The organism is Cyclobacterium sp., assembly GCF_014762705.1.
Taxonomy (GTDB): Bacteria; Bacteroidota; Bacteroidia; order Cytophagales; family Cyclobacteriaceae; genus Cyclobacterium.
On record NZ_JABURL010000107.1, the window covers coordinates 57,734 to 77,832 of the forward strand.

Here is a 20,099-nt window from a genome sequence, read left to right on the forward strand (position 1 = left end):
TTATCATTTAGGCTATCCATTATATTGGTTCTAAGCTTTCCAGCAAGGTGGGGATCAATTCGCCTACGGTGGGGTGAGGGAATACCCCATCACGAATTACGGTGTAGGAGAGTCCGCCATACATCACATTGAGAATACTACTGATAATTTCATCTCCTCCTACTCCCAGAACGGCAGCTCCAAGAATTTTCTCCGTTTTTTTATCTACAATTACCCGGATGAACCCATCCGTTTCTCCCTTCTCTTTTGCCCGGGCGATACGTTTCATATCGCGGTATCCGACCAAAACCTCCAGGTTTTGATCTTTTGCCTCTTTTAGCGTGATGCCGGCACGGCCCAATGGAGGATCTACAAATAAACCATAGGTAAGTATACGGTCACTTACTTTTCGGTTTCCCTGTTCAAACAGGTTGGAATTAATGATTTCAAAATCGTTGTAGGCGGTATGTGTAAATGCACCCTTCCCGTTACAATCGCCCAGTGCAAAAATGCCGGAGATATTGGTTTCCAAAGTATCATTAACCTGAATATATCCTCTACCATCGGTCTTGATGCCTGCTTTTCCCAGATCAAGTTCAGCTGTATTGGGGATTCTACCTACCGCTACCAATACATGCGAACCGCGAATTTGTGGTGCCCCCTTTTCACAGGATACCGAAACAAGCAATTGGCCATCTTTTTCTTCCTGCGCATCAATGCAGGTTGCATTTAGCCGAAATACGACGCCCTCTCGCTCCATTACCCGCTGTATTTCCCTGGAGACATCTTTATCCTCTCTGGAAATGATTCTGTCCGATTTTTCTATAATGGTCACTTTGCTTCCAAAGCGCCTGAACATCTGACCAAATTCCAGGCCTATATAGCTTCCGCCGATGATGATTAAATGCTCCGGTAGCTGTTCTAACTCAAGGATACTTTGATTTGTTAGAAAATTGACTTTTTTCAATCCCTCAGGGACAAGGGGTCTGGCACCGACATTGATATAAATTTTTTCTGCAGACAAAACTTTACCATTCACCTCTACGGTATGTGAGTCAGTAAACCTGGCAGCACCTTTGAAAAGGGTTATATTTTCATTCTTTTCTATTCCGGCTGCCATTCCATCGACTGATTTTTTGATCAGTTCGTCTTTACGTTTTTTTACCTGGCTTAGATTTATCCGGGTACCTTCCGGAATGTGTACGCCCAGCATTTCCCCATTGTGAGCATCAAACATTCTGCGTGCACTTGCCACGTATGTTTTGGTAGGTGTACAGCCTACATTCAGGCAGGTACCTCCCAAATGCTCCTTTTCAATGAAAGCCACTTTTTTACCTTTTGCTGCCATTTTAAAAGCCAGAGGGGTGCCCGCTTGTCCGGATCCGATAATGATTGCGTCAAATTTCATGGTCTTACGTTTTAGTTTTTTCAATTATTTTTTTAGAAACAAAGTGCTAAGAAAAATGTAGAATGATAAAGCGAAATAGGTTCTTCATTGGTTTTTTTGTCAATCTTTATGGACATAGACCGATGTTTTAGGATGATAGGCAAACCAGAAGTTCATCACGGTCGGGATAATATTTTTACCGGCATCCCTGATTTCGGCACTTTGGCTTTCTGCATCAAAACTAATAGACAGCATTTGTCCCTGAAATACATCTTTTATTTCATCCAATGGTATCGAAACCCGGGAAAGGTCAAATCCCTTTTTCTCCTGAGGAAAAGCAATCGTGGCCAGGGCAAATAGGAATAAGAAAAACAAGCTGCTTTTACCCATTTTTTTCAATTGTACCCTTTTAAAAGATTTATGGAGGGTTTTTAAACTAATCTCTTTCATACGCCGGGCACCAAGGTGTAAAACATAAACAAACCGATTCCTACAAAAAGCAGGGAAATAGCCATGAATTGCATGAGGAATCAGTTTCGTTACCATCTTAATAGGATGTGCTTGAGTAGTCGTAAAAAAACCAATTCCTGACACTATGCTGCTGTAAATTCGGATGTTTTTCCTAACTGGCACAGCAACGTAATTTCGAAATGTCTTTTCCAAAAGTGATGACAGCTAGTTTGAAGTAGAACTTTTGCAAAAAAGTATCAAATTAGATTACCATTCCTTGTCAGGTTCGGGTGAATGATTCGACTAGTAAGGAAGGTAGGTCCAAACACACCTACCCGCAAACAATTCTTATCAATAATTAAAACCTTTGTTCATTATGAAAATTGCCAAATTATTACTTGTGGCGTTACCACTCGTCTTTCTTTCCGCTTATTCAACCCTTTCCCATTCAGAACCTGGGTCATTTAATTATATTGAAAAGGCACCTGATTTTGAAATAACCACCATAGATGGTGAGGAGATAAGTCTAAAGAAATCCCTAAAAGAAGAAAAGCCTACAGTGATTTACCTTACCGCTTCCTGGTGCCCAATGTGTGCCAAAAACTGGCCCAGTCTTTCAGAGGTTTATCCGGAGTTTAAAGATAAACTGAACTTCGTTGCCGTTAGCATTGACCCCACAGACGATGAAGCGGTAATGAGGAAGCTGGTTAAAGAGAAAAATTTAACTTTTCCGGTAGCTGCCGGGAATCCCGAGCTAATGGTCAAACTTGGAGCCAAAGCCCAGGCTACCACCGTTGGAATAGATAAAAACGGTAATATCCAATTTATGGAGCGTGCTGTAATGAGTGCATCCGAGTTCCGAAAAGTTTTTCAATCCCTGATAGACGCATAGAATGGATTTTGTCTCTTTTTCATTTTTGCAAGGAATCATGGCATTTTTAGCTCCTTGTGCTGTGGCCCTGCTTCCGGGGTATATTATGGCTTATATATCCCGGAATGCAGGGATCGAGCGTTCCATGGTCCCCAAATTGCTCAGAGGACTCAAATTAGCTTTCTTCAGTATTTCAGGAATTCTGATCGTTTATGCTTTGGCTGGAACGCTAATTATTTTAGCAAGCCAGTTGCTCAAAGAAAACATGAAATTCATCACAGTGGGGATGGGAGGATTATTGGTATTTCTTGGCCTGCTCATGCTATTTGGGAAAAGCATTTCAATAAACATAAATTTTTCGGAACCCTCTACTAAAAGAGAGACCTCAGAAGCGTTCTTTTTTGGAATTGCCTATGCCATAGGGGCACTTGGATGTTTATTCCCTTTGTTTTTGGTGGTGGCTACCCAAGCCCTTGCTGCAGAAAACGTTTTGTTGGGAGGAAGTTACCTGCTGGCCTATTTTGTGGGTTTTGCCTTAATGATGGTATTAGCTATCGTATTGGCCACCTTTGCGCAAGATTTGTTGAGAAAATACTTGCGGAAAATACTTCCCTACATGGAGCGGGCAGCAGGTTTTGTTTTAATCCTGTCCGGAATTTATATCATTTATTATCAGTTGGTGTTGTTTTAAAAAAAAATCCTACCATACCTGGTACAGGTATTGGTAGGATACTTTTTAGAAGTGGTCCAGGGGATTAATCAGGCCATTTTCTTTCTGAAAATACCTCATCCAGCTCCGTATGGAAAATATGGTTGGAGTAATTGCTGATGGTTTTTACCGCAATGGCCAATATGATTTCCAAAATATGTTTTTCTTCGTACCCTGCAGCCGTAAATTCAGCCACATCGGCCTTCGTCGGATAGCCTCTTTTCTCCAGCATTATTTTAGTGAAGGTAGACAGGGCGCTCATTTTTGGATCTTCAATCTCCTCTTGATTTCTTAGCGCATTGGTCAGTTCTTTGGGTAATTTAGACATGTTGTCAGCGATGTAACTATGTACCGAAGCGCAGTAATCACAGCCATTGTAAATGCTAATGGTCAAAAAGACAACTTCTTGTTCCACGGGGCTCAAACCGCTGTTTTTACGGAAATGATCGTAACCTACGGCATAGGTTTCCATCAATCCTGGAGAATTGACCATGTTGGCATACATATTAGGGACCATGCCCATTTGCTTCTTTGGCTTTTCAAGTAAGGGCTTTTGGGCTTCGTTTGCTTCCTCAAGGCTTACTGGTTTTAACTTGGTTTGAAAATCGGTTTTGCTCATAATAGTAGTACGTTTTAGTTTGGTTTTTTTGGTTCGATTTTACCAATGATGAATGTACAATGGATTGCTAACCGGTAGTGTCATTTTGCGGACAAGCCAGGGGTTTCCTCCTATTTTTGCTCTATGACTTCGGCTCCCCGGGGCACTTCAAAGTAAGTTTGGGGCAGATCAGGTAAAAAGGAAAGGTCTGAGAGGGTAATATTCGTTACATATGCTCCCTTTTGTTGATCCTCCCACATGAAAGTTTCATACCCGTCCGGAAAAAATATGCCATTAACCTCCTGCTCACCCTTCAGTACCATGATTTTTTCCGGTGTATGGCCACCATCCGGGAAGTAAGCCGGGTAGGAAACAACGTAGCGATAGGCGGCAATCCTTCCTGAGTCCTTGTCCAGGTAAATGATATAGTAATCATCTGGAGCATCCCCTACGCCTTCTCCAAAAGTTGCCTTAATCAGGTCATAAGAAGTCCCCTCCTGAGATGCTTCTCCCAGGTCTTCAAGGTGCACGCCTTCATCCCCGAGTACAAAAGGGATACCAACAAAGTAATAGGGTGTGAGTGCCCAAAACCGGGCATCAAAGGGTATTTCTGAAGCATCAGGCACTGCCCAGGCCACCGAGCCGTCCCAGCCAAACTGCCGACTTGTATCGACGGCCATTTGATGTCGTGCTTTGGCAGACCAATTATCACTGATTTGAATCGTGTTTCGGGGTGTATTCCCATCAAGGGGCTGGTAATTAGAGTGAAATTGGAGCGGACCATTTGCATACCACCGTTGCAAGCCACCATGTGCCTCCATCGCCTTCCAGATTTTTTGACCTGCGGGGCTGCTGTTGAGCCTTTCAGACCCGTTCTTCGATCCAGCTTTCTTTGGGATAGTCCTTTTCGCCAGTTGAGTTGCAGGACAGGCACAAAGGAATAAGGATGGCGGCTAAAATGTATGCGTTCTTTTTCATGTGTTTATAATTTGTCTTTAAGCGGTCAGATGGAATCTTTGACGAATAAAATAATCATTGCCCCGTGTGTTTAATGATGATTTTAATCGTGTCGATTTCATGAAATTTTTGGTAGTGCTTTAGCTATTTACTTTATCCCGAAATAGTCGGACCGGGAAGAGCATTTAAAGGAAGTATAAAGTATTCAATCCGTGTTATTTGTCGGATAGCCGACAGTTAACCAGATATCCGCTAATTGTGGTTCGGTATCGAATACAAGTCAGTTCTTTTCACTATTTTTAATTAATGATACCAAAAGCCGCATTTCTCGAAAAACCTCAGTTATTGATTTTTGATGTCAATGAAACCTTATTGGATTTGAGTCCTGTAAAAGGGAGGGTGAATGAACTTAGGGGTGATGCACATGCCTTCAAGGAGTGGTTTTCCCTGCTGTTGCATTACTCCTGTGTGGAATCACTAAGCGGTAATTACCTTGAATTCGGCTCCATAGGCAAGGCCACACTGAAAATGGTTTTTCAGGAGTACCGGAAAGACATTCAGAAAAAGGAGATAGAGGAGGTGTTAGGTTTGATGGGTACACTTCCTGCCCACAAGGAGGTGCCCGAAGCCTTGGAATTGTTTCGACACGCGGGATATACGCTGGTGGCACTGAGCAACGGTAGCCTGGATCTGGTTCAAAAGCAACTGGATCATGCAGGGCTTTCCCCATTTTTTGAACGGATTTTCAGTGTCGATGTCACCGGTAAATTTAAGCCCGACCCGGCTACTTATATGCATGTATTGGATCAAATGCAGATCCAAGCCAACAAAGGAATGTTGCTGGCGGCCCATGCCTGGGATATTCTCGGAGCCCAGCGAGTGGGAATGCAAACGGCATTTGTCTCCCGTCCTGGTAAGGTGTTATATCCGGAGGCACCCCTTCCGGAATACACCGGGAATTCGTTGGTGGAAATTGCCGTACAAATGGATCAATAGTTTGATCGCTAAATTCAAATTAGCCTGCATTAACTTCTCGAATTACGCCTTTCAATTGGTATCATTTCGTATTTTTATACCCATAGGAAAGTAGTTGAGAAATGGAAAAAAGCAAGATTTGGTTTTTGGAAAATTTCAGTATGTTTAAAATGCTGTCACCGGAAGAAATGCAGGAGATGGATGCCTATACGGTGATGCGTGAGGTTCCTGAAAAACAAGTGATCTACCTTTCAGACGACGAGGCAAAGCACGTGTACATTTTAAAAAGGGGAAGAGTAAAAATATCCAGACTCTCCCAGGATGGTAGGGAGGTCATTTTGGGAATACTGGGCCCCGGGGAGGTCTTTGGAGAATTATCCCTGATCGATCAAAGTAAAAGAGACGAGATGGCTATCGTCACTGAAAATGCGCTTGTATGCAAAATAAGTACTCCCCATTTTGAAAAACTCATGGAGCAAAATAGAATTTTGAACTTTCAGGTTACCAAGTTTATAGGGCTTCGTCTGAAAAAAATCCAAAACCGGTTGGGAAATATCATGTTCAAAACTTCGGAGCAACGAATCCGTAGTTTTATAAAGGAAATGGCCTACGATTTTGGTAGAGATATTTCCGGAGAAAAAAACCAAAGGGAAATAAAAATCCGACTTACGCACCAAGAAGTGGGTAAACTAACGGCCGCCAGCAGGCAAACGGTTACCACGGTTTTTAATGAGCTGGATAAGAATGGTATCATCAGCTATAGTAGGAACAGAATTTTGGTGAAAGATATTGAAAGGCTGTAGCGAGCTATAGAACCTCAACAAAACATAGAAACTTCCATGAAAATCCTTATTCTATTTGCACTTTTCTTGTTTAACGTATCTTGTGGGGATTCGCCATTGGGTGGGGTAGATACCGAGCCGCCCGCACATGACATTTTTGATTCCTTGCTCTCGATTCATGTAGACGAGGAGGGCTTAGTGGATTACAAGGGTTTTATCGCCGATAAAGAGGCGTTCGAAGATTACCTGCAGTTGCTTAGTCAAAATCCGCCCGATAGAAATACCTGGTCCAGAGAGGAGCAGCTGGCCTACTGGATTAATGCCTACAACGCCTATACCATCAAGTTGATTATGGACCATTACCCGGTAAAAAGTATTCGGGATATTGGACCCAAATTGGAAATTCCGCTGGTAAACACCGTCTGGCACCTGGAGTTTTTTGAAATTGGCGGAAGGGCAGCCAGTCTGGATGAAATTGAGCATAAAATCCTGCGGAAGGAGTTTGAAGAACCGAGGATTCACTTTGCCATCAATTGTGCCTCCGTATCCTGTCCCAAACTTTACAATCGTGCTTTTACGGCAGATAAAATTGAAATGCAATTGGAGATGGTGACCAAAGCCTTTATCAATGACCCCAGCCGGAATGACCTGGACAGGAATAAACTATCCAGTATTTTTTCCTGGTTTAAGGAGGATTTTACCAGAGATGGCAGTTTGGTAGCATTTATCAACGGCTATGCGGATAATCCCCTGGACCCCAATGCCAAAATCAGTTTTAAGGAGTATGACTGGAGTTTGAATGAATAGAGCTATCCGACTTTTGGGGTTTCCCTAACCCCGAAGGTCTTTTCAGAAACAAGAACATTAAAACCATCGAGGTCTCAAAGACCTCAACGGTTGAAGTCATCTTGACCTTTGGGGTTTTCCCAACCCCGAAGGTCTTAACCGAAACGGGGACGAAAAAAACCATCGAGGTCCCAAAGACTCAACGGTTTTAGGATTAGAAGGAAAATTGAACAAATTTTTCCCTAAACTCTCGGGGGGGGATTTCCATGTGGGTCTTGAAAAAGCGGTTGAATTGAGAAGGATCCTCAAAACCCAATTCCCAGCCAATCTCTTTGGATGACTGATCGGTATATAAGAGTAGTCTTTTGGCTTCCAGTATCAGCCTGTCATGGATGATCTCCAAAGGACGTTTTCCCCCTTGCTGGGAAAAAATATTGGCAATGGTTTTCGGCGAACGGTTCATCAATGCGGCATAATCGGTCACCTGCCGGAGAGTTTTGAAGTTTTCTTCCACCAGAACATTGAATTGGCGGACCAATTCCAATTCTTTTTCCGGAAGTTTTTTATTGAACAATTGTTTCCTTGCCAGCCTGGTGATACGGATAATAAACCTCTTCAAAAGCAACCGGAGCATTTCTTCCTGATTCTGGTCTTTGGTGTCAAACTCCTCCTGGAGTACGCTTATCAGTGTTCTTAGCCGGATAATTTCCTCCTCATCCAATTGGATAACGGGGTTGTAATTGGAGCCAAAAAACAGTAAACCGTTGCAGGAAACTTCAGAATCGTAAGTGTGGATGCAATAAAAGCCCCTGTTAAAAGCCAGAAAAAGGATTTCGGGCTGATTTTGTTGTTCGATTACCGTTATTTTCTGTAAGTAGGTACAGCTCAACAACTCATTGGGTTCCAAACTTATCGGTTGTCCATCTATATCTAGTATTAAGGGAACTGCACCAAAATTCCAAAAGAATTTGAGGTGGTGTTCCGTCGTTTTCAGGGTTGTTTTGAAATCGTTTCCATCTGCCAGATGAAAGCTTCCTTCCATGGTTTCTAAGTCGAAGAATTTATGCATTTTTCAGCTTTTAAAAGGCCCATTCCACATTGAGTCCCAACCTTAAATCTTGCTTAAAATTTTGATGCAATTCGTGCACTGCACCGGATGGGGTAGTGGTGTCAGTTGACCATAAGGCCCATCCGTATCCGATAAATGCCGATAATGCCCATCTCCTGAAATTATACCTGTATCCTGTATTTAATCCTGAGTAGAGGGCCTGGTATTGACGGCTTATAGCAGGGCTGGATAGGCTGTTTTCCTCCCCCCATCCGTATTTGGCATACAAGGCCCCAAAAAAGCCGCTGCCGGGTGTTTCGCCGGGGAGGAAATAGTTTCTGTATTCCAAAGCAATAGAACTGGCTGATTGGTCTTCTGCCTCAGACCATTGGTTCAACCGGTGTGCGATTCCCAACCAAAGACCGTTCTTTTTGTAACTGTATTCATAGGATAAAACAAGGTTGTTTGCTGCCAATCCCAATACGTTTGTTCCAATGCGGTTTTTATACTCCTTGTTTTGCTGTCCGTGGGAGTAGTGCTGATTTAGCAGAAATATAGTGAATAAAAGGATCAGGTACTTTTGTTTTTTTAACAGGTCGTAGGATTTTGATTTTTCAGCTGTCATTGCTCATGCGAAACTTGATGGTAGATGGGGCCACTCCAAAATCAGGACAGATAAGTGCTGACAGGCCTTGTTCCAGAAGGCCGATTTTTATCAGGGCCTGGTGGTGGATGCTGTGCTCAAGACAGTAGGCCAATTCTCTTTGAAAAGAAGAAGGTATGCTTCTACTTTGTGTTTTACCTACTGCATAGTTGGCCAGCAATGCTGTTTCTCCTTTGATTTCCCCATTTTCCAGGTAGTCAATGATCCGGTCAATAACCTTTATGGCTTCCATCGGCTTTTTTTCCAGGTCATGGTCCCTTTTCCGCGCATCATAATTTACCGGTGTATTTTCCAGACAGGCACTGGTGAGACAGGTATAAAACTCAAGGATATGTCTGATGTGCTGCCCAATAGATGCCCCCGACAAATAAGTGGACGGATATTGATACTGATCTTCTTTTAAGTTTTTCAGTAAGGTGGAGATGCTTTTGAGATTTTCCCGACATTCGGCTTGCATGGTATCAAGGGTTAAAGGTTTCTTTGGTGTGGGTATTGGCTAATTCATGGTATCCCATTACGGCTACCTCTGTAATATTGGGTTTCCAAAAGGTGCCACCTTCCATTTTCAGGTAAATATGTCTGATTTTCATTCGCTTGTCATTTATTTTTCCAAAAACCCCGTAATTTCCTGAGGCATCTTTTTTCACTGTAAAAACCTTTTTGTCATAGGATACAAATTTGAAGGTTACCTTTTCCTCTTCCTGCTGTATGATTTCAATCCCATATCCGAATTTTTTTTTGATCCAGTTGACGGGTACCAACTCCCCCGAATTTTCATTGTCCAACCACTTCAGGCTGATGGGTTCATCTTTTCTCAGAAGGCCATTTTCATCCAGATGCAAAAAATAAACAATTTGGTCCTCATTCAGACTTCGTTCTATGGTAAAAAGAACCTGTTGACCCATGGATGAATACCAGTGGATGAAGAGCAAAGAAAATAGGCAGGAAAACCGTGTCAACATAGTCGTTTTTTTCTTTCCATTTTATTAGTCGGATAGGTCGGGTCATCCTGACAAAATCATGAACAAATTTTAAGGCTTCATGGAATTGATATTTTAAGGTTGTTTTTAGGATAGATTTATATTTGTAAAAATAAAGAAAATTAATATTAAAAACTTTATAAATAGAATATCATAAAATAAATGATGGTTAAAATATCGCTTACATACAATAAAAGTAGTAAGGAGAATTATGAAGAATAAATTTTCCTTTTTTGATGAATAGGTCTACAAATTGATATGAAGAGTTGTTTCAACAGCACTGGTCCCCATTTTCCTGCATGGGAGGGCAATTTACAGTACCATAGCTACAATACACACAACAGTCACCTTTCTTTGGTTTTAACACCTTACTGCAGGCTTCACAGGCGTAAAAATACTGACAAGAGGCTGTTGGCATTGTTTCTTCTTTTTGGTGTCCGCAGTTTGGACATCTGAGTGTTGATTTTAATGTCTTTGCCATTCCCTGAAGTTTTTTAGTGCCATCCTGAAGGTTGCAGGAGAAAAACCCTGATATCGGTTTTTTTTACTGATCTGATAAATAATGTTCCAATGCCTGAACAGGGTTTTGACCGCATCCTGGTATTTCCCTTTTGGATCATAAATATGGGCTGGCTCTGCATTTACGCCATTGACTTCTAATATTTTGATACCATTGCCTTTCAGGAAATCATCCAGTGAGGGTGCTTTTAAATCAAAACGACCATAATGAAAATGGGGCAGATGGTAGCTCAAGGCATCAAAAAAATACAACAAGTCCTGATTGACCAGCTGGTTGCCGTTGGAAAATTCAGTACCTCTGTTGTGGTTGCCTATGGGTTCCAGCAATTTTATGCTTCCCTCAGGCAAAATTTCCCTGGGATCCATATCCCCCCTTTGCAGCAGGCTTTTTGCCACAAGCCGGGCCCTGGGGATGCGTAGTATCAGTTCCTCCAGCGTGGATTTCCCATCACCTGTGACAGATAGGAAGGTTTTCAAAACAATGGAGGGAATAAGCCCGGAATGTTTATCAGGAAACCGGTAATAAAAAAGACCTGCTTCAAAAGGACTTGAAATGTATTCCTGTAACAAAAAATCAGTGGGGCTTTCCTGTAGATATTTTTTTAGTTGAGATGCATTTTTCAAAAGGGCAACCCCCTTGCCCCTTTCCCCCCTGTCCGGTTTGGCGATGATTGGGTAATCGAGTTCCAGAGCCAGTATTTTGGCATGAATCAGGGGGAATTCGGAGCCGGCTTTCACATATAAGGTCAAAGGCTTTAGTTCACTGGGAATGTGCTGGAGTTGCTTGTATTTGCTACAGTTGTAGAGCCCTCCCATTTCCATTTCAGGATTGGCTGCGGTAAAGAAAAAGAAGCTCCTGGCCTTTAAGGACAGCCATAGATAATAGAAAAATAAGGGAAAATAGATGATCCAGGTAGGCCAGTATTCCCAGTGTAGGAGTTTGGTGATAAAATTCGTTTGGCTTTTTTGCAGCATGGGAAGAAGTTAAAAAGATTCGGCAAAATAAATATAAAACCCACTGGAATCCGGGGTCAAACTATAATCAAAGCGGACATTGGTGCGGTCATTTTTGCTAATCCTGAACCTAATGCCCCCACCGGCAGCCAGGTGGATGTCTCTGGTCAACTCCGTTCTAACGGTGGAATAAACCCTTCCTGCTGAAGCGAAGGCCACCACCCCAAATCTTCCGATAACATGCTGCCGGAATTCCGACTGAAGGATCATCAGGTGTTTGTCCCGGAATCTGCCCTGGTAATAGCCCCTGTGCAAAAAGGGGCCACCCAGGGTAGGCAACACCCGGTAGGGTACCTCTCCCATGGAAAATTGCGCCACAAATTGGTTGGCCCAGGTGGACTTTTCTCCCAATTTCCAATAGTCCCGGACGTCCAGGCTGGCCAATCCAAAATAAATGGCTTCCTGGTCTGAATGGCCAAATCCGAAAGTGGGCGTGAATTCCAGAAAACTGCCTTCTGAGGGTGAAAGGATATGGTCTCTCCTATCCCACATAAATGATGGGCCCAGGCTCAGGTAATTGTACCCGTTTCTTCCATTTGTACTGTCGATATCATCAAAAATGGGTTCATTTTCGGTAAACTCCGGCATCAGCCACTGCCCCTGCAGGGCAAATCCCATGTAAGTATCATTTTCCAGTTTCAGGTAACTTTTACTATTAATGGTAAATGCGGAAAACTCATACAAGGCCCTGTTTTTTTCCTGTGTATCATTACCAATACCATAGTAATATTCCGGAAATTTGCGATAATCCAGGCTTCCATTTAAAAAATACCGGTCATCGGCGGTATATATCTGCCAGGGAAGGATAAAGATGTATTGCCGGTTTTGGGTATAGGTGGCAAATAGCCTGACATTTGATTTTCTCTTGCTTCCTTCTGAATAATAGCTGTAAAAGGCAAACCCTTCGAATGCAATACGGGTTTCCGGGGTATAATAGGCCAACGGCAAGGCCTTGAAAACCGTGCTGTCATTTGGTTCTTCCTGGCCAAAGCACAGGGAGAAGATAAGCAGGAACCAAAGGGCCAGGCCTCCCATTTTTACTTGTTCCGGTATTTTTTTTCTAGTCAGCAAAGCATATATTATCTCATTGATACATGATCAGGGCACTTTCCAGGCTGACACCGGGTCCAAAGGCAGCTGCATAGATGGCTTGGGATTCGGTTTCTTTTTTGACCGGGCCATTCAATATCCTTTCCAATACAAACAGTATGGTAACGGATGACATGTTACCAAACCTGGCAAGTGTTTCATGACTGTTTTGGAGTTTTTCGGAGGGGATATCCAATGCCTTTTCAAAGGCTTCTAAAACATTTTTTCCTCCGGGATGGATGGCAAATTCATTTATCTCCGAAAGATCCATGTCGAATTGTTGCAAGGTACTATTCAACAATTCATTCAGGTTTTCTTTCAGGATGGCAGGTAATTTACGGTGTAGTTTCATTTCAAATCCCAGATTACCGATTTCCCATGCCATCATGTCTTTACTTTGCGGAAAAGTGGCAGATTGAAAATCCACAGTCTCCATAACAGGCCCGGGATGAGAAGCTCCCAGCACACAAGCCGCACAACCATCGGAGAAAAGGTAATTTGCCAGCAGGTTGTCATCACTTTTATTGTTGTTCAGGTGTAGCGAACAAATTTCTAATCCTACGATCAGTACTTTTGCCCGGTTAGAACTTTCAATTATCATATGTGCCAGCCTCAACGCATGAAAAGCTGCATGGCAGCCCATAAAATTGACCGTAAACTTTTTAAGATAAGGACTTAATTCAAGTGTTTCGCTCAATTCAAATTCAAGGCCAGGTGCATACAAACCTGTACAACTGAAAGAGATGAGATGTGTAATCTGTGCGCTTTTGGATTTGGCTTTTTCAATGGCCTGCCGGGATGCTTTCCCCGCTATGCCCAAAGCCAATTGCTTATAGACCTTCATTCTTTCTGCTGTAGAGGGCAATGTCTTGAAGGAGTGGTAAACAAGCCTGTCTTTCACATGCAGCGAAAAATCAGGTAAAAAACAGTGTTTTTGCCAGACAGGCCCGGCACGGATCAAGGCATTCATTTTTTTTACCATCTCTTTATCCGCATGCATTTCTTCATAAATTGTGGTCATCCTTTCAATGGGCACAGGATAAGTCCCGGGAAGAGTGACTATGGAGAGTATTTTTGCCATCTATTGCGATCAGTTTTCAACATAAAGATCTAAAAACACATCATCAGACATGACCCAACTGCTGCCGCCTACCCCAAAATCCCTTCGGTCCAACTGGCCTGAAATGGTAAAACCAGTTTTTCCGCCGGATTCCGAAATGGCCACGTCCAATTCAACGGGAAGTGTCTTTCCTTTGACGGTTAAGTCTCCTTTGACCTTTAATTTATTTGTACCAGAAGTACTCACATTTGTTGATTTAAAGCGTATAGTCGGATACTTTTCTACATGGAAATATTCCTCCTGTTTCAGGTGGTTGTCGCGCTTATTAATGCCGGTATTGATAGAATTAACCTGTATTTCTGCGGAAAATTGGCTGTTAGAGGGTTGGTTTTTATCATAATCCAGGTTGGTACTAAAGGATTCGAACATTCCTTCTACATTCAATCCCAAATTTCTGATATTGAATTTAATATAAGACGCTTCCTGGGTTCCTTCCCAATTGGCATGACGGTCCAGGGGGTCAGGACTGCCAATCCAGAACCAAAGTAGTACTATAAATGAGAATTGCATGATAGGTGTGAGATTTACTTGTTAAAGGGATTGAAAGAAACAGCGAGGAAAATCAGCATTGGTTTGCTTCGAAACCGGTCATTGGCATTAGCAAGTTCCTGAGAAGTAGTGTATTCGGAAAAGGTCATGTCCATTCCTCCCCTGATCCAGGTTTTTTCAGATAAGGCATAAGCGATATAAAATTCCGATTTGATCTGCCCCAAGTCATTGTCTCCCCCCAATAGCAGGTTAAAAGAACTAGGGCTGGCTGCAACCGTTTCGGGGTATTGCCCGGTATTTTCCGACGAAATAAAGCGAGCGTCATTGGTACTGCCAAAGCCCAATCCTATGGCATCAATATTAAAACCGATTTTGAATTTCGGGCTGAATTGATATTGAAGGTTTATCAACGCACTTAAGCCCAGAGAATGGGGACTGCTGATCAAGAGTGTATCGATGGTGGCATCATTCCCTGTAAGGTCGGCAGGAGCTGTGATGTAGTTCAGCTCGCTTCCGGTAAAGCCGGAGAAACGGATACCGTATCCCAGTCGAAATTTGTTGGAGGAGAACATGCCGTGGCTTTGATTCCAGGACAAGGCATAGGAAAAACTGCTGTTTTCTCCCATGCCCAGGGCAAGGTCAAAATTTTGCTCTTTTTTCGGTATTTGAGCATTTTGAGCTTGCAAACAGGTAATGGCCAGGAAAAAGGTGGCAATGAACAGGTAAAATTTCAATAGATTTTTCATGATTTATTTTTCAAAGTTTTTGTGCTGAATTTCCTTAATAAAAACATAAGCAATGGCGATAAAGCCTACTCCGGTCAAAGCCGGAGGAATCATAAAATTCCCGATGCCCATGACAATCATTGCGATGCCGAGAACAATCAATACGATAGCAACTATTTTTTTCATGGTGTTGATATTTTGGTTTGTTTTTTATTATCTGTATTCTGGATTTGGAGGATCTTTCACCTTTCTGGAATCCCAGGCAGTACGCTGGTTTCCGTAGGCAGGAATACCCTGTTTTTTCAGCATCAAGGCAAGGTGCATCAGGTTCCAGGTCATAAAAGTGGTATTCCGGTTGGTGAATTCGTTTTCGGGACCTCCTGAATCTTTGTCGAGGTAGGAAGGACCGGGTCCTGCTTCTCCTATCCATCCTGCATCGGCTTGCGGGGGAATGGAATATCCCAGGTGTTGCAGGGAATACAGCACATTCATGGCACAATGCTTGACCCCATCTTCGTTTCCGGTTACCAGGCAGCCACCCACTTTTCCATAATAGGCGTACTGCCCCTTGTCATTCATTTCTCCGGAAAATCCGTACAACCTTTCTATGGCCATGGAGGCAACAGAGGATTTTTCACCCAACCATATAGGGGTACAAAGGACCAAAATATCTGCATCCATTATCCTTTGCTGAATAGGAGGCCAATCATCCTTTCTCCATCCTTTTGTGGTCATATCCGGATATACTCCGAAGGCAATTTGATGATTAACCGGCCGAATGATTTCGGTGGTAACTCCATTGGCTTCCATAATGGCCTGACTCATTTGAATCAAGCCCTCCGTATGGGAAATTTCCGGGGACTTTTTTAACGTACAATTGAGAAAAATGGCTTTTAAACCCTTAAAATCATAGGGGTTTTCCTTGTTCAGTTTTTGCTGGAATGTATTCAGTTTCATGATAGATTGGTTCATTTTATCATCCTGAAACTGATGGAAAACTTTACAAATGAAACTGCTTAAACAACAGTAATTTGTACAAGGACCTACCACCAGCGAGGATTATAAGCTGTAATCTTATTTAATGGTAGAATAGTCGGACAGGGAGGGGCTTCCTGACAAAAAAATTTATCTTTCTTTATTTCTTCCAGAATTTGATCTTTTTTGGCTGCAGACAAACGTTCTCCGGAAACTCCTTCCGAGTTGATCCATTTGGAAAGGGCTTTTTCAATGGTTTTGCTTTGGTGCCGGTACAGGTTACAGACCACACACATCTTTACATGCACGTAAAGCCGGCATTTTTCTTTAAAGGTAAGCGGGAAGACCGATTGTTTCTCAATCAGACAAGTAGCTTCTTTACAGGAAAGAAGCATCAAGTTCATGATTTTTTCCAAATTCATTCTAGTGGGATCAGTTAGCACCAAACCAATTAATTTCCAGGCATTTTTTCAGCAGCAATTTGGCCCTGTGTAGCACCTGCCAATAATTAGTCTTGCTGATTTCCAGTTCCTGACAAATTTCAAGTGTTTCTTTATCAAAAATATATTTGGAGATAACCGCCAGGCGCCACCTGGGAGGGAGGTCTTCCATGCAGACGTTCATCACTTCGTTAAAGGCGGGATCATCCAATAAATGGGTATCATTAGACCAGGCATCCTCCAGACCATTTGCTTTCCAGTTACCATTTGCATTAAAAAGTGTTTCTGTAAATTGAAATGCCTGATCATCCAGATGCACGGTTTTTTTGGCAGACTTCCGGTAGTGGTCGATGATTTTATTGTTTAAAATCTTCAGCAGCCAGGTTTTGGGACTGCTTTTTTCTTTGAATCCTTCAAAGTTTTTTACAGCAGCCAGAAAAACTTCCTGAACCAGGTCTTCCGCTACCTCCCGGTTGCCTGTTTTATGATAGGCCCAACTGAATAGATAGTCACCATGGGAATTAACCCATTCACTGACTACCACATGTTTGGATGCTTGTTGGGACTTTTTTTCCATAAATGAGGGACTCCTAAAGATTTTAACTACCAATTTACAAGTAAATATAAAAATCCCCTCTAATCAACTTTTTTGACCTTTTAATTCTTTTATCAACCACATAAAGCAGACTTATAGAATACCTTTTTCCTTAGTAAATTGGGCATTTTGGGAATAGGTATTGATGTAATTGATGATAGAATAAAATTGATTTAAAAAACAGCTTTTAGCGAGCCTTTCACAGTACTTTCTTATTTTAGCAATAAACAATCTAAAAACGAATTATATATATGGATACCAAAAAAAGATATACCGATCAGGTGGCTGTGATCACCGGCGCAGCTGATGGAATAGGTAAGGCAATTGCGCAGCGCATGGCAGAAGAAGGAGCAAGCCTTGCGCTTTGGGACATTAAGGAATCCCGGTTGAAAGCCCTGGAAAGCGAATGGCGGGCAAAAGGTATTCCGGTAAAAGCCACAACCGTAGATATATCAGAAGAAGATGCAGTAGAAAAAGCCTTTAGGGAAACAGTAGAACACTTTGGACGATTGGATATTTTGGTCAATTCTGCAGGCATTGTCGGTCCTACCCAGACCAAAATTACCGATTATCCTACAGCAGCTTTTGATGAAATCTATCGTGTCAATCTAAAGGGATCCTTTTTAACCAGCAAGTATGCCCTGAGCTGGATGGAAAAAAGCGGTAAAGGCCGGATATTATTGATTGCCTCCATTGCCGGGAAAGAAGGAAACCCGAATATGGTTGGGTATTCGGCTACCAAGGCAGGGGTGATTGGTCTGGTCAAAGCCCTGGGAAAGGAGTATGCTACCACGGGAATCACGGTAAATGGTTTGGCGCCGGCAGTGATCAGGACGCCCATGAATGCCGACACTGCTCCGGAGCAATTGGAATACATGGCCTCCAAAATCCCCATGCACCGCCTGGGTACGGTGGAAGAAGCTGCCGCCATTGCTTGCTGGATATGTTCGGATGAAGCAAGTTTTACCACAGGTTTCATCTTTGACCTCTCCGGAGGCAGGGCTACTTACTGATGCTGTGAGGCCAATGATTCCATAAACTTCCTGATGATGGTCTGGCTGACTGCCTGCTTTTCAAACATACCCATATGTCCACAATCAGGTAGCTGATGGAATTCGGTAACTACCGGCTGGTGCTGCAGGCTGCTCTCCAGGGGTACTGCAGGGTCCTCCATACCGCAAATCATTAGTTTAGGTCTCTTGAAATTCTTCAGGGAATTTATGTGTTCCGCCCGGTTTTTCATGGCCAGGGTATAACCGATCAGGCTTTCTTCACTATTTTGGCTGCCCCTGCGGATCAATTCTGCTATGGTATCACGACAAGATTCCTGGTTTTTAGCTGAAAAAAGCGGAGCCACAAAGGATTGAATGAAAGTGGCAGACCCATGTTTTTGGATAAAATCGGCCGTTTTGTCCCGGTTGGCTTTTTTTTTCGGACTATCGGCAAACGCTGTTGAATGGAACAAACCAAGGGCTTTTGGCTCTGAAGCTGTATTTGCAGCTATCTCCAGGGCTATATAACCCCCAAGCGAATGGCCAATCAGGCTGGCATTTTTGATTTTTTGTTTGTCGAGCCAATCTGCCAAAACCAGTGCCACATCCTTCAAGGTATACCCCTGTTTGAGTGCGCGGCTTTCCCCAAAACCAGGTAAATCGGGGCACCAGATTTCCCAGTCATGGCTTAGTTCAGGAACAAATTCCTGCCACATTTCTTTGGTTTCACCAAAGCCTGGCAGCAAAACCAGCGGCTGTCCTTTACCGGATTTCCAATAGGCGATGTCAGGCATATTTCATCAATAAGTTCAGCAGTTTGCGGTCCAGTTTCTCCCCGTACCAATCTTCATAGTCCACATCCTCCCTGCCGGAGTTCAATATCCCAAAAGTACCCGAAAACTCCCAAAGACCAAAACCTATCCCATGGGCATGCTGTATGTCCAGGATGTCTTCAAACCAGGATAAAAAAACAGGGTGAGGTGTTTTGTTGTAACAGCCCAATTCCCCACAGTGTACCCCAACACCTTGTTCAAGTAAAGCCATCCAGGGGGCATAGTGTTTCTCCAGGTCTTCCCTGCTGTAATATTTTTCATTGTGCATGCCTGGCCAAACCGGATCTTTCAGGCTATCGGGATCTTTAAATACCCAGGAGGCTTTGTGATGGGAAATGTGCATGGGGAAATAACCCCGACAACTCTGGTGCAGGTCCAGGTCCGCCAATTCGGGCACGGCCATGCCGCCGCCACCGTTTCCATCGGCAATGACGAGTCGGCTTTTTTTGACGGTTTTGATGGTTTCCAGGGCTGCTGTAGCTACTTTTTTGTATTCTTCTACAGGAACCGGCCCTCCCGGAGAGTGTTGATCGTTGGGATTTTCTCTTTTGAATGGCTCATTGACCAGATCGAAGCTCAGTTTTTTGGAGGAAATATTTTTATAACGCCTGGACCACATTTCCCAGTGGGCGCAGAAGGCATCCAACGCTTCGGGGTCCTCCCAGAGGTTGTAGGGCTCCTGAAAGCCGGCATTGATGCAGAATCCCGGTGCCCGGTGTAGGTTCAGGCTGACGTGTAACTTCTGCTCGTGGCACTTTTCGATCAGCGCATCAATTTCTTCCAGCCTTCTTTCGTCAAATTGCATCACCTCTTCGGGAGTGATGGGTTTGCTGCGGTCAAAATCCAGGTAACTGGGATAGGATATGGGAATGCGAACAAAGTCAAAACCCCAGTCGGCCATCCATTTGAAATAGTCGTCTTTACTTTTGCGTCCCTTATCCGGATCGGGGTTAAAAAAATCCAGTAAATTAAAGCCCCGCCAGCGGGGTAATTGGTTTTGAACTTTGGCGTCTGCGAAGCTCCTTTGCTGTAGGGAGAGCCCTATACCTGCGGTGAGGAGCGTGGACTTTTTGAGAAAATTTCTTCTGGAATTGGATTGGAACGACATGGGCTTAACAGGTT

26 protein-coding genes are annotated in these 20,099 nt (G+C 43.2%); 6 read left to right on the forward strand and 20 right to left on the reverse strand.

Translation table 11 applies throughout. The annotated features are described in order from the left end of the window. Positions 1 to 19 precede the first annotated feature (19 nt). Together HUJ21_RS21240 and HUJ21_RS21245 are read right to left on the reverse strand one after the other, a co-directional pair. The gene (locus HUJ21_RS21240) at positions 20 to 1,387 is read right to left on the reverse strand and encodes an FAD-containing oxidoreductase (RefSeq protein WP_291372645.1); all 1,368 of its coding nucleotides are present in this window, start codon (positions 1,385 to 1,387) and stop codon (positions 20 to 22) included. 99 nt (positions 1,388 to 1,486) lie between these two features. Then, the gene (locus HUJ21_RS21245; RefSeq protein WP_291372646.1) at positions 1,487 to 1,756 is read right to left on the reverse strand and encodes a hypothetical protein; all 270 of its coding nucleotides are present in this window, start codon (positions 1,754 to 1,756) and stop codon (positions 1,487 to 1,489) included. A 436-nt stretch (positions 1,757 to 2,192) separates the two neighbouring features. Between HUJ21_RS21245 and HUJ21_RS21250 the strand changes: the two genes are divergently transcribed. Next, complete coding sequence (locus HUJ21_RS21250; RefSeq protein ID WP_291372648.1) at positions 2,193 to 2,708, forward strand: TlpA disulfide reductase family protein; 516 nt, start codon at positions 2,193 to 2,195, stop codon at positions 2,706 to 2,708. A gap of 1 nt (position 2,709) precedes the next feature. Next, positions 2,710 to 3,378: a cytochrome c biogenesis protein CcdA gene (locus tag HUJ21_RS21255; protein WP_291372650.1), complete on the forward strand. Its 669-nt coding sequence runs from the start codon at positions 2,710 to 2,712 to the stop codon at positions 3,376 to 3,378. A 64-nt stretch (positions 3,379 to 3,442) separates the two neighbouring features. On the opposite strand, the gene HUJ21_RS21260 is transcribed toward HUJ21_RS21255, so the two are convergent. Together HUJ21_RS21260 and HUJ21_RS21265 are read right to left on the reverse strand one after the other, a co-directional pair. Then, the gene (locus HUJ21_RS21260) at positions 3,443 to 4,015 is read right to left on the reverse strand and encodes a carboxymuconolactone decarboxylase family protein (RefSeq protein ID WP_291372652.1); all 573 of its coding nucleotides are present in this window, start codon (positions 4,013 to 4,015) and stop codon (positions 3,443 to 3,445) included. A gap of 110 nt (positions 4,016 to 4,125) precedes the next feature. Then, positions 4,126 to 4,815 carry a hypothetical protein gene (locus HUJ21_RS21265; protein WP_291372653.1) on the reverse strand — a complete coding sequence of 230 codons (690 nt, stop codon included), beginning with the start codon at positions 4,813 to 4,815 and terminating at the stop codon, positions 4,126 to 4,128. Positions 4,816 to 5,257: 442 nt separating this feature from the next. Here HUJ21_RS21265 and HUJ21_RS21270 point away from each other — a divergent pair, with 442 nt between their 5' ends. The 3 genes from HUJ21_RS21270 (at position 5,258) to HUJ21_RS21280 (ending at position 7,515) form a co-directional block, all read left to right on the forward strand. Continuing rightward, on the forward strand, positions 5,258 to 5,947 hold the full coding sequence (locus HUJ21_RS21270; protein WP_291372654.1) for a haloacid dehalogenase type II: 690 nt from the start codon (positions 5,258 to 5,260) through the stop codon (positions 5,945 to 5,947). 101 nt (positions 5,948 to 6,048) lie between these two features. Then, entirely contained in the window at positions 6,049 to 6,729 is a 681-nt protein-coding gene (locus tag HUJ21_RS21275; protein WP_291372655.1) for a Crp/Fnr family transcriptional regulator, read from the forward strand. A gap of 36 nt (positions 6,730 to 6,765) precedes the next feature. Beyond that, positions 6,766 to 7,515, forward strand: a complete 750-nt coding sequence (locus tag HUJ21_RS21280; RefSeq protein ID WP_291372656.1) for a DUF547 domain-containing protein — start codon at positions 6,766 to 6,768, stop codon at positions 7,513 to 7,515. Between the two features lie 193 nt (positions 7,516 to 7,708). On the opposite strand, the gene HUJ21_RS21285 is transcribed toward HUJ21_RS21280, so the two are convergent. The 14 genes from HUJ21_RS21285 to HUJ21_RS21350 form a co-directional block, all read right to left on the reverse strand. Next, the gene (locus HUJ21_RS21285; protein ID WP_291372657.1) at positions 7,709 to 8,563 is read right to left on the reverse strand and encodes a helix-turn-helix domain-containing protein; all 855 of its coding nucleotides are present in this window, start codon (positions 8,561 to 8,563) and stop codon (positions 7,709 to 7,711) included. Positions 8,564 to 8,573: 10 nt separating this feature from the next. Continuing rightward, positions 8,574 to 9,167: a hypothetical protein gene (locus HUJ21_RS21290; RefSeq protein WP_291372659.1), complete on the reverse strand. Its 594-nt coding sequence runs from the start codon at positions 9,165 to 9,167 to the stop codon at positions 8,574 to 8,576. Continuing rightward, entirely contained in the window at positions 9,157 to 9,663 is a 507-nt protein-coding gene (locus tag HUJ21_RS21295; RefSeq protein WP_291372660.1) for a hypothetical protein, read from the reverse strand. Before HUJ21_RS21295 ends, HUJ21_RS21290 begins: the two co-directional genes overlap by 11 nt. 4 nt (positions 9,664 to 9,667) lie before the next feature. Continuing rightward, positions 9,668 to 10,168: a DUF4833 domain-containing protein gene (locus HUJ21_RS21300; RefSeq protein ID WP_291372661.1), complete on the reverse strand. Its 501-nt coding sequence runs from the start codon at positions 10,166 to 10,168 to the stop codon at positions 9,668 to 9,670. Between the two features lie 289 nt (positions 10,169 to 10,457). Next, positions 10,458 to 10,667 (reverse strand): GDCCVxC domain-containing (seleno)protein, encoded by a 210-nt coding sequence (locus tag HUJ21_RS21305; RefSeq protein WP_291372662.1) that lies wholly within the window; start codon positions 10,665 to 10,667, stop codon positions 10,458 to 10,460. Then, on the reverse strand, positions 10,652 to 11,680 hold the full coding sequence (locus tag HUJ21_RS21310; RefSeq protein ID WP_291372664.1) for a hypothetical protein: 1,029 nt from the start codon (positions 11,678 to 11,680) through the stop codon (positions 10,652 to 10,654). Before HUJ21_RS21310 ends, HUJ21_RS21305 begins: the two co-directional genes overlap by 16 nt. Before the next feature lie 9 nt (positions 11,681 to 11,689). Next, entirely contained in the window at positions 11,690 to 12,790 is a 1,101-nt protein-coding gene (locus HUJ21_RS21315) for a BamA/TamA family outer membrane protein (RefSeq protein WP_291372665.1), read from the reverse strand. Positions 12,791 to 12,803: 13 nt separating this feature from the next. Beyond that, positions 12,804 to 13,889 (reverse strand): type III polyketide synthase, encoded by a 1,086-nt coding sequence (locus tag HUJ21_RS21320; protein WP_291372667.1) that lies wholly within the window; start codon positions 13,887 to 13,889, stop codon positions 12,804 to 12,806. A 9-nt stretch (positions 13,890 to 13,898) separates the two neighbouring features. Beyond that, complete coding sequence (locus tag HUJ21_RS21325; RefSeq protein WP_291372669.1) at positions 13,899 to 14,438, reverse strand: YceI family protein; 540 nt, start codon at positions 14,436 to 14,438, stop codon at positions 13,899 to 13,901. 14 nt (positions 14,439 to 14,452) lie between these two features. Next, on the reverse strand, positions 14,453 to 15,163 hold the full coding sequence (locus HUJ21_RS21330; RefSeq protein ID WP_291372670.1) for a hypothetical protein: 711 nt from the start codon (positions 15,161 to 15,163) through the stop codon (positions 14,453 to 14,455). 3 nt (positions 15,164 to 15,166) lie between these two features. Further along, on the reverse strand, positions 15,167 to 15,328 hold the full coding sequence (locus HUJ21_RS21335; protein WP_291372671.1) for a hypothetical protein: 162 nt from the start codon (positions 15,326 to 15,328) through the stop codon (positions 15,167 to 15,169). Positions 15,329 to 15,355: 27 nt separating this feature from the next. Next, positions 15,356 to 16,099, reverse strand: coding sequence for a flavodoxin family protein (locus HUJ21_RS21340; protein ID WP_291372672.1), 744 nt, complete (start codon positions 16,097 to 16,099; stop codon positions 15,356 to 15,358). Positions 16,100 to 16,185: 86 nt separating this feature from the next. Then, positions 16,186 to 16,521, reverse strand: coding sequence for a hypothetical protein (locus HUJ21_RS21345; RefSeq protein WP_291372673.1), 336 nt, complete (start codon positions 16,519 to 16,521; stop codon positions 16,186 to 16,188). Between the two features lie 28 nt (positions 16,522 to 16,549). Beyond that, the gene (locus HUJ21_RS21350; RefSeq protein WP_291372674.1) at positions 16,550 to 17,134 is read right to left on the reverse strand and encodes a sigma-70 family RNA polymerase sigma factor; all 585 of its coding nucleotides are present in this window, start codon (positions 17,132 to 17,134) and stop codon (positions 16,550 to 16,552) included. 269 nt (positions 17,135 to 17,403) lie between these two features. Between HUJ21_RS21350 and HUJ21_RS21355 the strand changes: the two genes are divergently transcribed. Next, positions 17,404 to 18,165 carry an SDR family NAD(P)-dependent oxidoreductase gene (locus HUJ21_RS21355; protein WP_291372675.1) on the forward strand — a complete coding sequence of 254 codons (762 nt, stop codon included), beginning with the start codon at positions 17,404 to 17,406 and terminating at the stop codon, positions 18,163 to 18,165. On the opposite strand, the gene HUJ21_RS21360 is transcribed toward HUJ21_RS21355, so the two are convergent. Then, positions 18,159 to 18,938, reverse strand: a complete 780-nt coding sequence (locus HUJ21_RS21360; RefSeq protein ID WP_291372676.1) for an alpha/beta hydrolase — start codon at positions 18,936 to 18,938, stop codon at positions 18,159 to 18,161. The genes HUJ21_RS21355 and HUJ21_RS21360 overlap by 7 nt on opposite strands. Further along, positions 18,931 to 20,085: a cellulase family glycosylhydrolase gene (locus HUJ21_RS21365; RefSeq protein ID WP_291372678.1), complete on the reverse strand. Its 1,155-nt coding sequence runs from the start codon at positions 20,083 to 20,085 to the stop codon at positions 18,931 to 18,933. The genes HUJ21_RS21360 and HUJ21_RS21365 overlap by 8 nt, the downstream gene beginning before the upstream one ends. Positions 20,086 to 20,099: the final 14 nt, after the last annotated feature.

What these genes read in the sequence shown, in the direction of transcription:
- HUJ21_RS21320 (WP_291372667.1), bottom strand. Translation starts at nt 13,889, where the DNA reads ATGGCAAAAATACTCTCCATAGTCACTCTTCCCGGGACTTATCCTGTG.
- HUJ21_RS21280 (WP_291372656.1), top strand. Translation starts at nt 6,766, where the DNA reads ATGAAAATCCTTATTCTATTTGCACTTTTCTTGTTTAACGTATCTTGT.
- HUJ21_RS21355 (WP_291372675.1), top strand. Translation starts at nt 17,404, where the DNA reads ATGGATACCAAAAAAAGATATACCGATCAGGTGGCTGTGATCACCGGC.
- HUJ21_RS21305 (WP_291372662.1), bottom strand. Translation starts at nt 10,667, where the DNA reads ATGGCAAAGACATTAAAATCAACACTCAGATGTCCAAACTGCGGACAC.
- HUJ21_RS21255 (WP_291372650.1), top strand. Translation starts at nt 2,710, where the DNA reads ATGGATTTTGTCTCTTTTTCATTTTTGCAAGGAATCATGGCATTTTTA.
- HUJ21_RS21330 (WP_291372670.1), bottom strand. Translation starts at nt 15,163, where the DNA reads ATGAAAAATCTATTGAAATTTTACCTGTTCATTGCCACCTTTTTCCTG.
- HUJ21_RS21325 (WP_291372669.1), bottom strand. Translation starts at nt 14,438, where the DNA reads ATGCAATTCTCATTTATAGTACTACTTTGGTTCTGGATTGGCAGTCCT.
- HUJ21_RS21240 (WP_291372645.1), bottom strand. Translation starts at nt 1,387, where the DNA reads ATGAAATTTGACGCAATCATTATCGGATCCGGACAAGCGGGCACCCCT.
- HUJ21_RS21340 (WP_291372672.1), bottom strand. Translation starts at nt 16,099, where the DNA reads ATGAAACTGAATACATTCCAGCAAAAACTGAACAAGGAAAACCCCTAT.
- HUJ21_RS21300 (WP_291372661.1), bottom strand. Translation starts at nt 10,168, where the DNA reads ATGTTGACACGGTTTTCCTGCCTATTTTCTTTGCTCTTCATCCACTGG.
- HUJ21_RS21260 (WP_291372652.1), bottom strand. Translation starts at nt 4,015, where the DNA reads ATGAGCAAAACCGATTTTCAAACCAAGTTAAAACCAGTAAGCCTTGAG.
- HUJ21_RS21345 (WP_291372673.1), bottom strand. Translation starts at nt 16,521, where the DNA reads ATGAACTTGATGCTTCTTTCCTGTAAAGAAGCTACTTGTCTGATTGAG.
- HUJ21_RS21350 (WP_291372674.1), bottom strand. Translation starts at nt 17,134, where the DNA reads ATGGAAAAAAAGTCCCAACAAGCATCCAAACATGTGGTAGTCAGTGAA.
- HUJ21_RS21365 (WP_291372678.1), bottom strand. Translation starts at nt 20,085, where the DNA reads ATGTCGTTCCAATCCAATTCCAGAAGAAATTTTCTCAAAAAGTCCACG.
- HUJ21_RS21270 (WP_291372654.1), top strand. Translation starts at nt 5,258, where the DNA reads ATGATACCAAAAGCCGCATTTCTCGAAAAACCTCAGTTATTGATTTTT.
- HUJ21_RS21295 (WP_291372660.1), bottom strand. Translation starts at nt 9,663, where the DNA reads ATGCAAGCCGAATGTCGGGAAAATCTCAAAAGCATCTCCACCTTACTG.
- HUJ21_RS21275 (WP_291372655.1), top strand. Translation starts at nt 6,049, where the DNA reads ATGGAAAAAAGCAAGATTTGGTTTTTGGAAAATTTCAGTATGTTTAAA.
- HUJ21_RS21290 (WP_291372659.1), bottom strand. Translation starts at nt 9,167, where the DNA reads ATGACAGCTGAAAAATCAAAATCCTACGACCTGTTAAAAAAACAAAAG.
- HUJ21_RS21360 (WP_291372676.1), bottom strand. Translation starts at nt 18,938, where the DNA reads ATGCCTGACATCGCCTATTGGAAATCCGGTAAAGGACAGCCGCTGGTT.
- HUJ21_RS21245 (WP_291372646.1), bottom strand. Translation starts at nt 1,756, where the DNA reads ATGGGTAAAAGCAGCTTGTTTTTCTTATTCCTATTTGCCCTGGCCACG.
- HUJ21_RS21265 (WP_291372653.1), bottom strand. Translation starts at nt 4,815, where the DNA reads ATGGAGGCACATGGTGGCTTGCAACGGTGGTATGCAAATGGTCCGCTC.
- HUJ21_RS21310 (WP_291372664.1), bottom strand. Translation starts at nt 11,680, where the DNA reads ATGCTGCAAAAAAGCCAAACGAATTTTATCACCAAACTCCTACACTGG.
- HUJ21_RS21335 (WP_291372671.1), bottom strand. Translation starts at nt 15,328, where the DNA reads ATGAAAAAAATAGTTGCTATCGTATTGATTGTTCTCGGCATCGCAATG.
- HUJ21_RS21250 (WP_291372648.1), top strand. Translation starts at nt 2,193, where the DNA reads ATGAAAATTGCCAAATTATTACTTGTGGCGTTACCACTCGTCTTTCTT.
- HUJ21_RS21285 (WP_291372657.1), bottom strand. Translation starts at nt 8,563, where the DNA reads ATGCATAAATTCTTCGACTTAGAAACCATGGAAGGAAGCTTTCATCTG.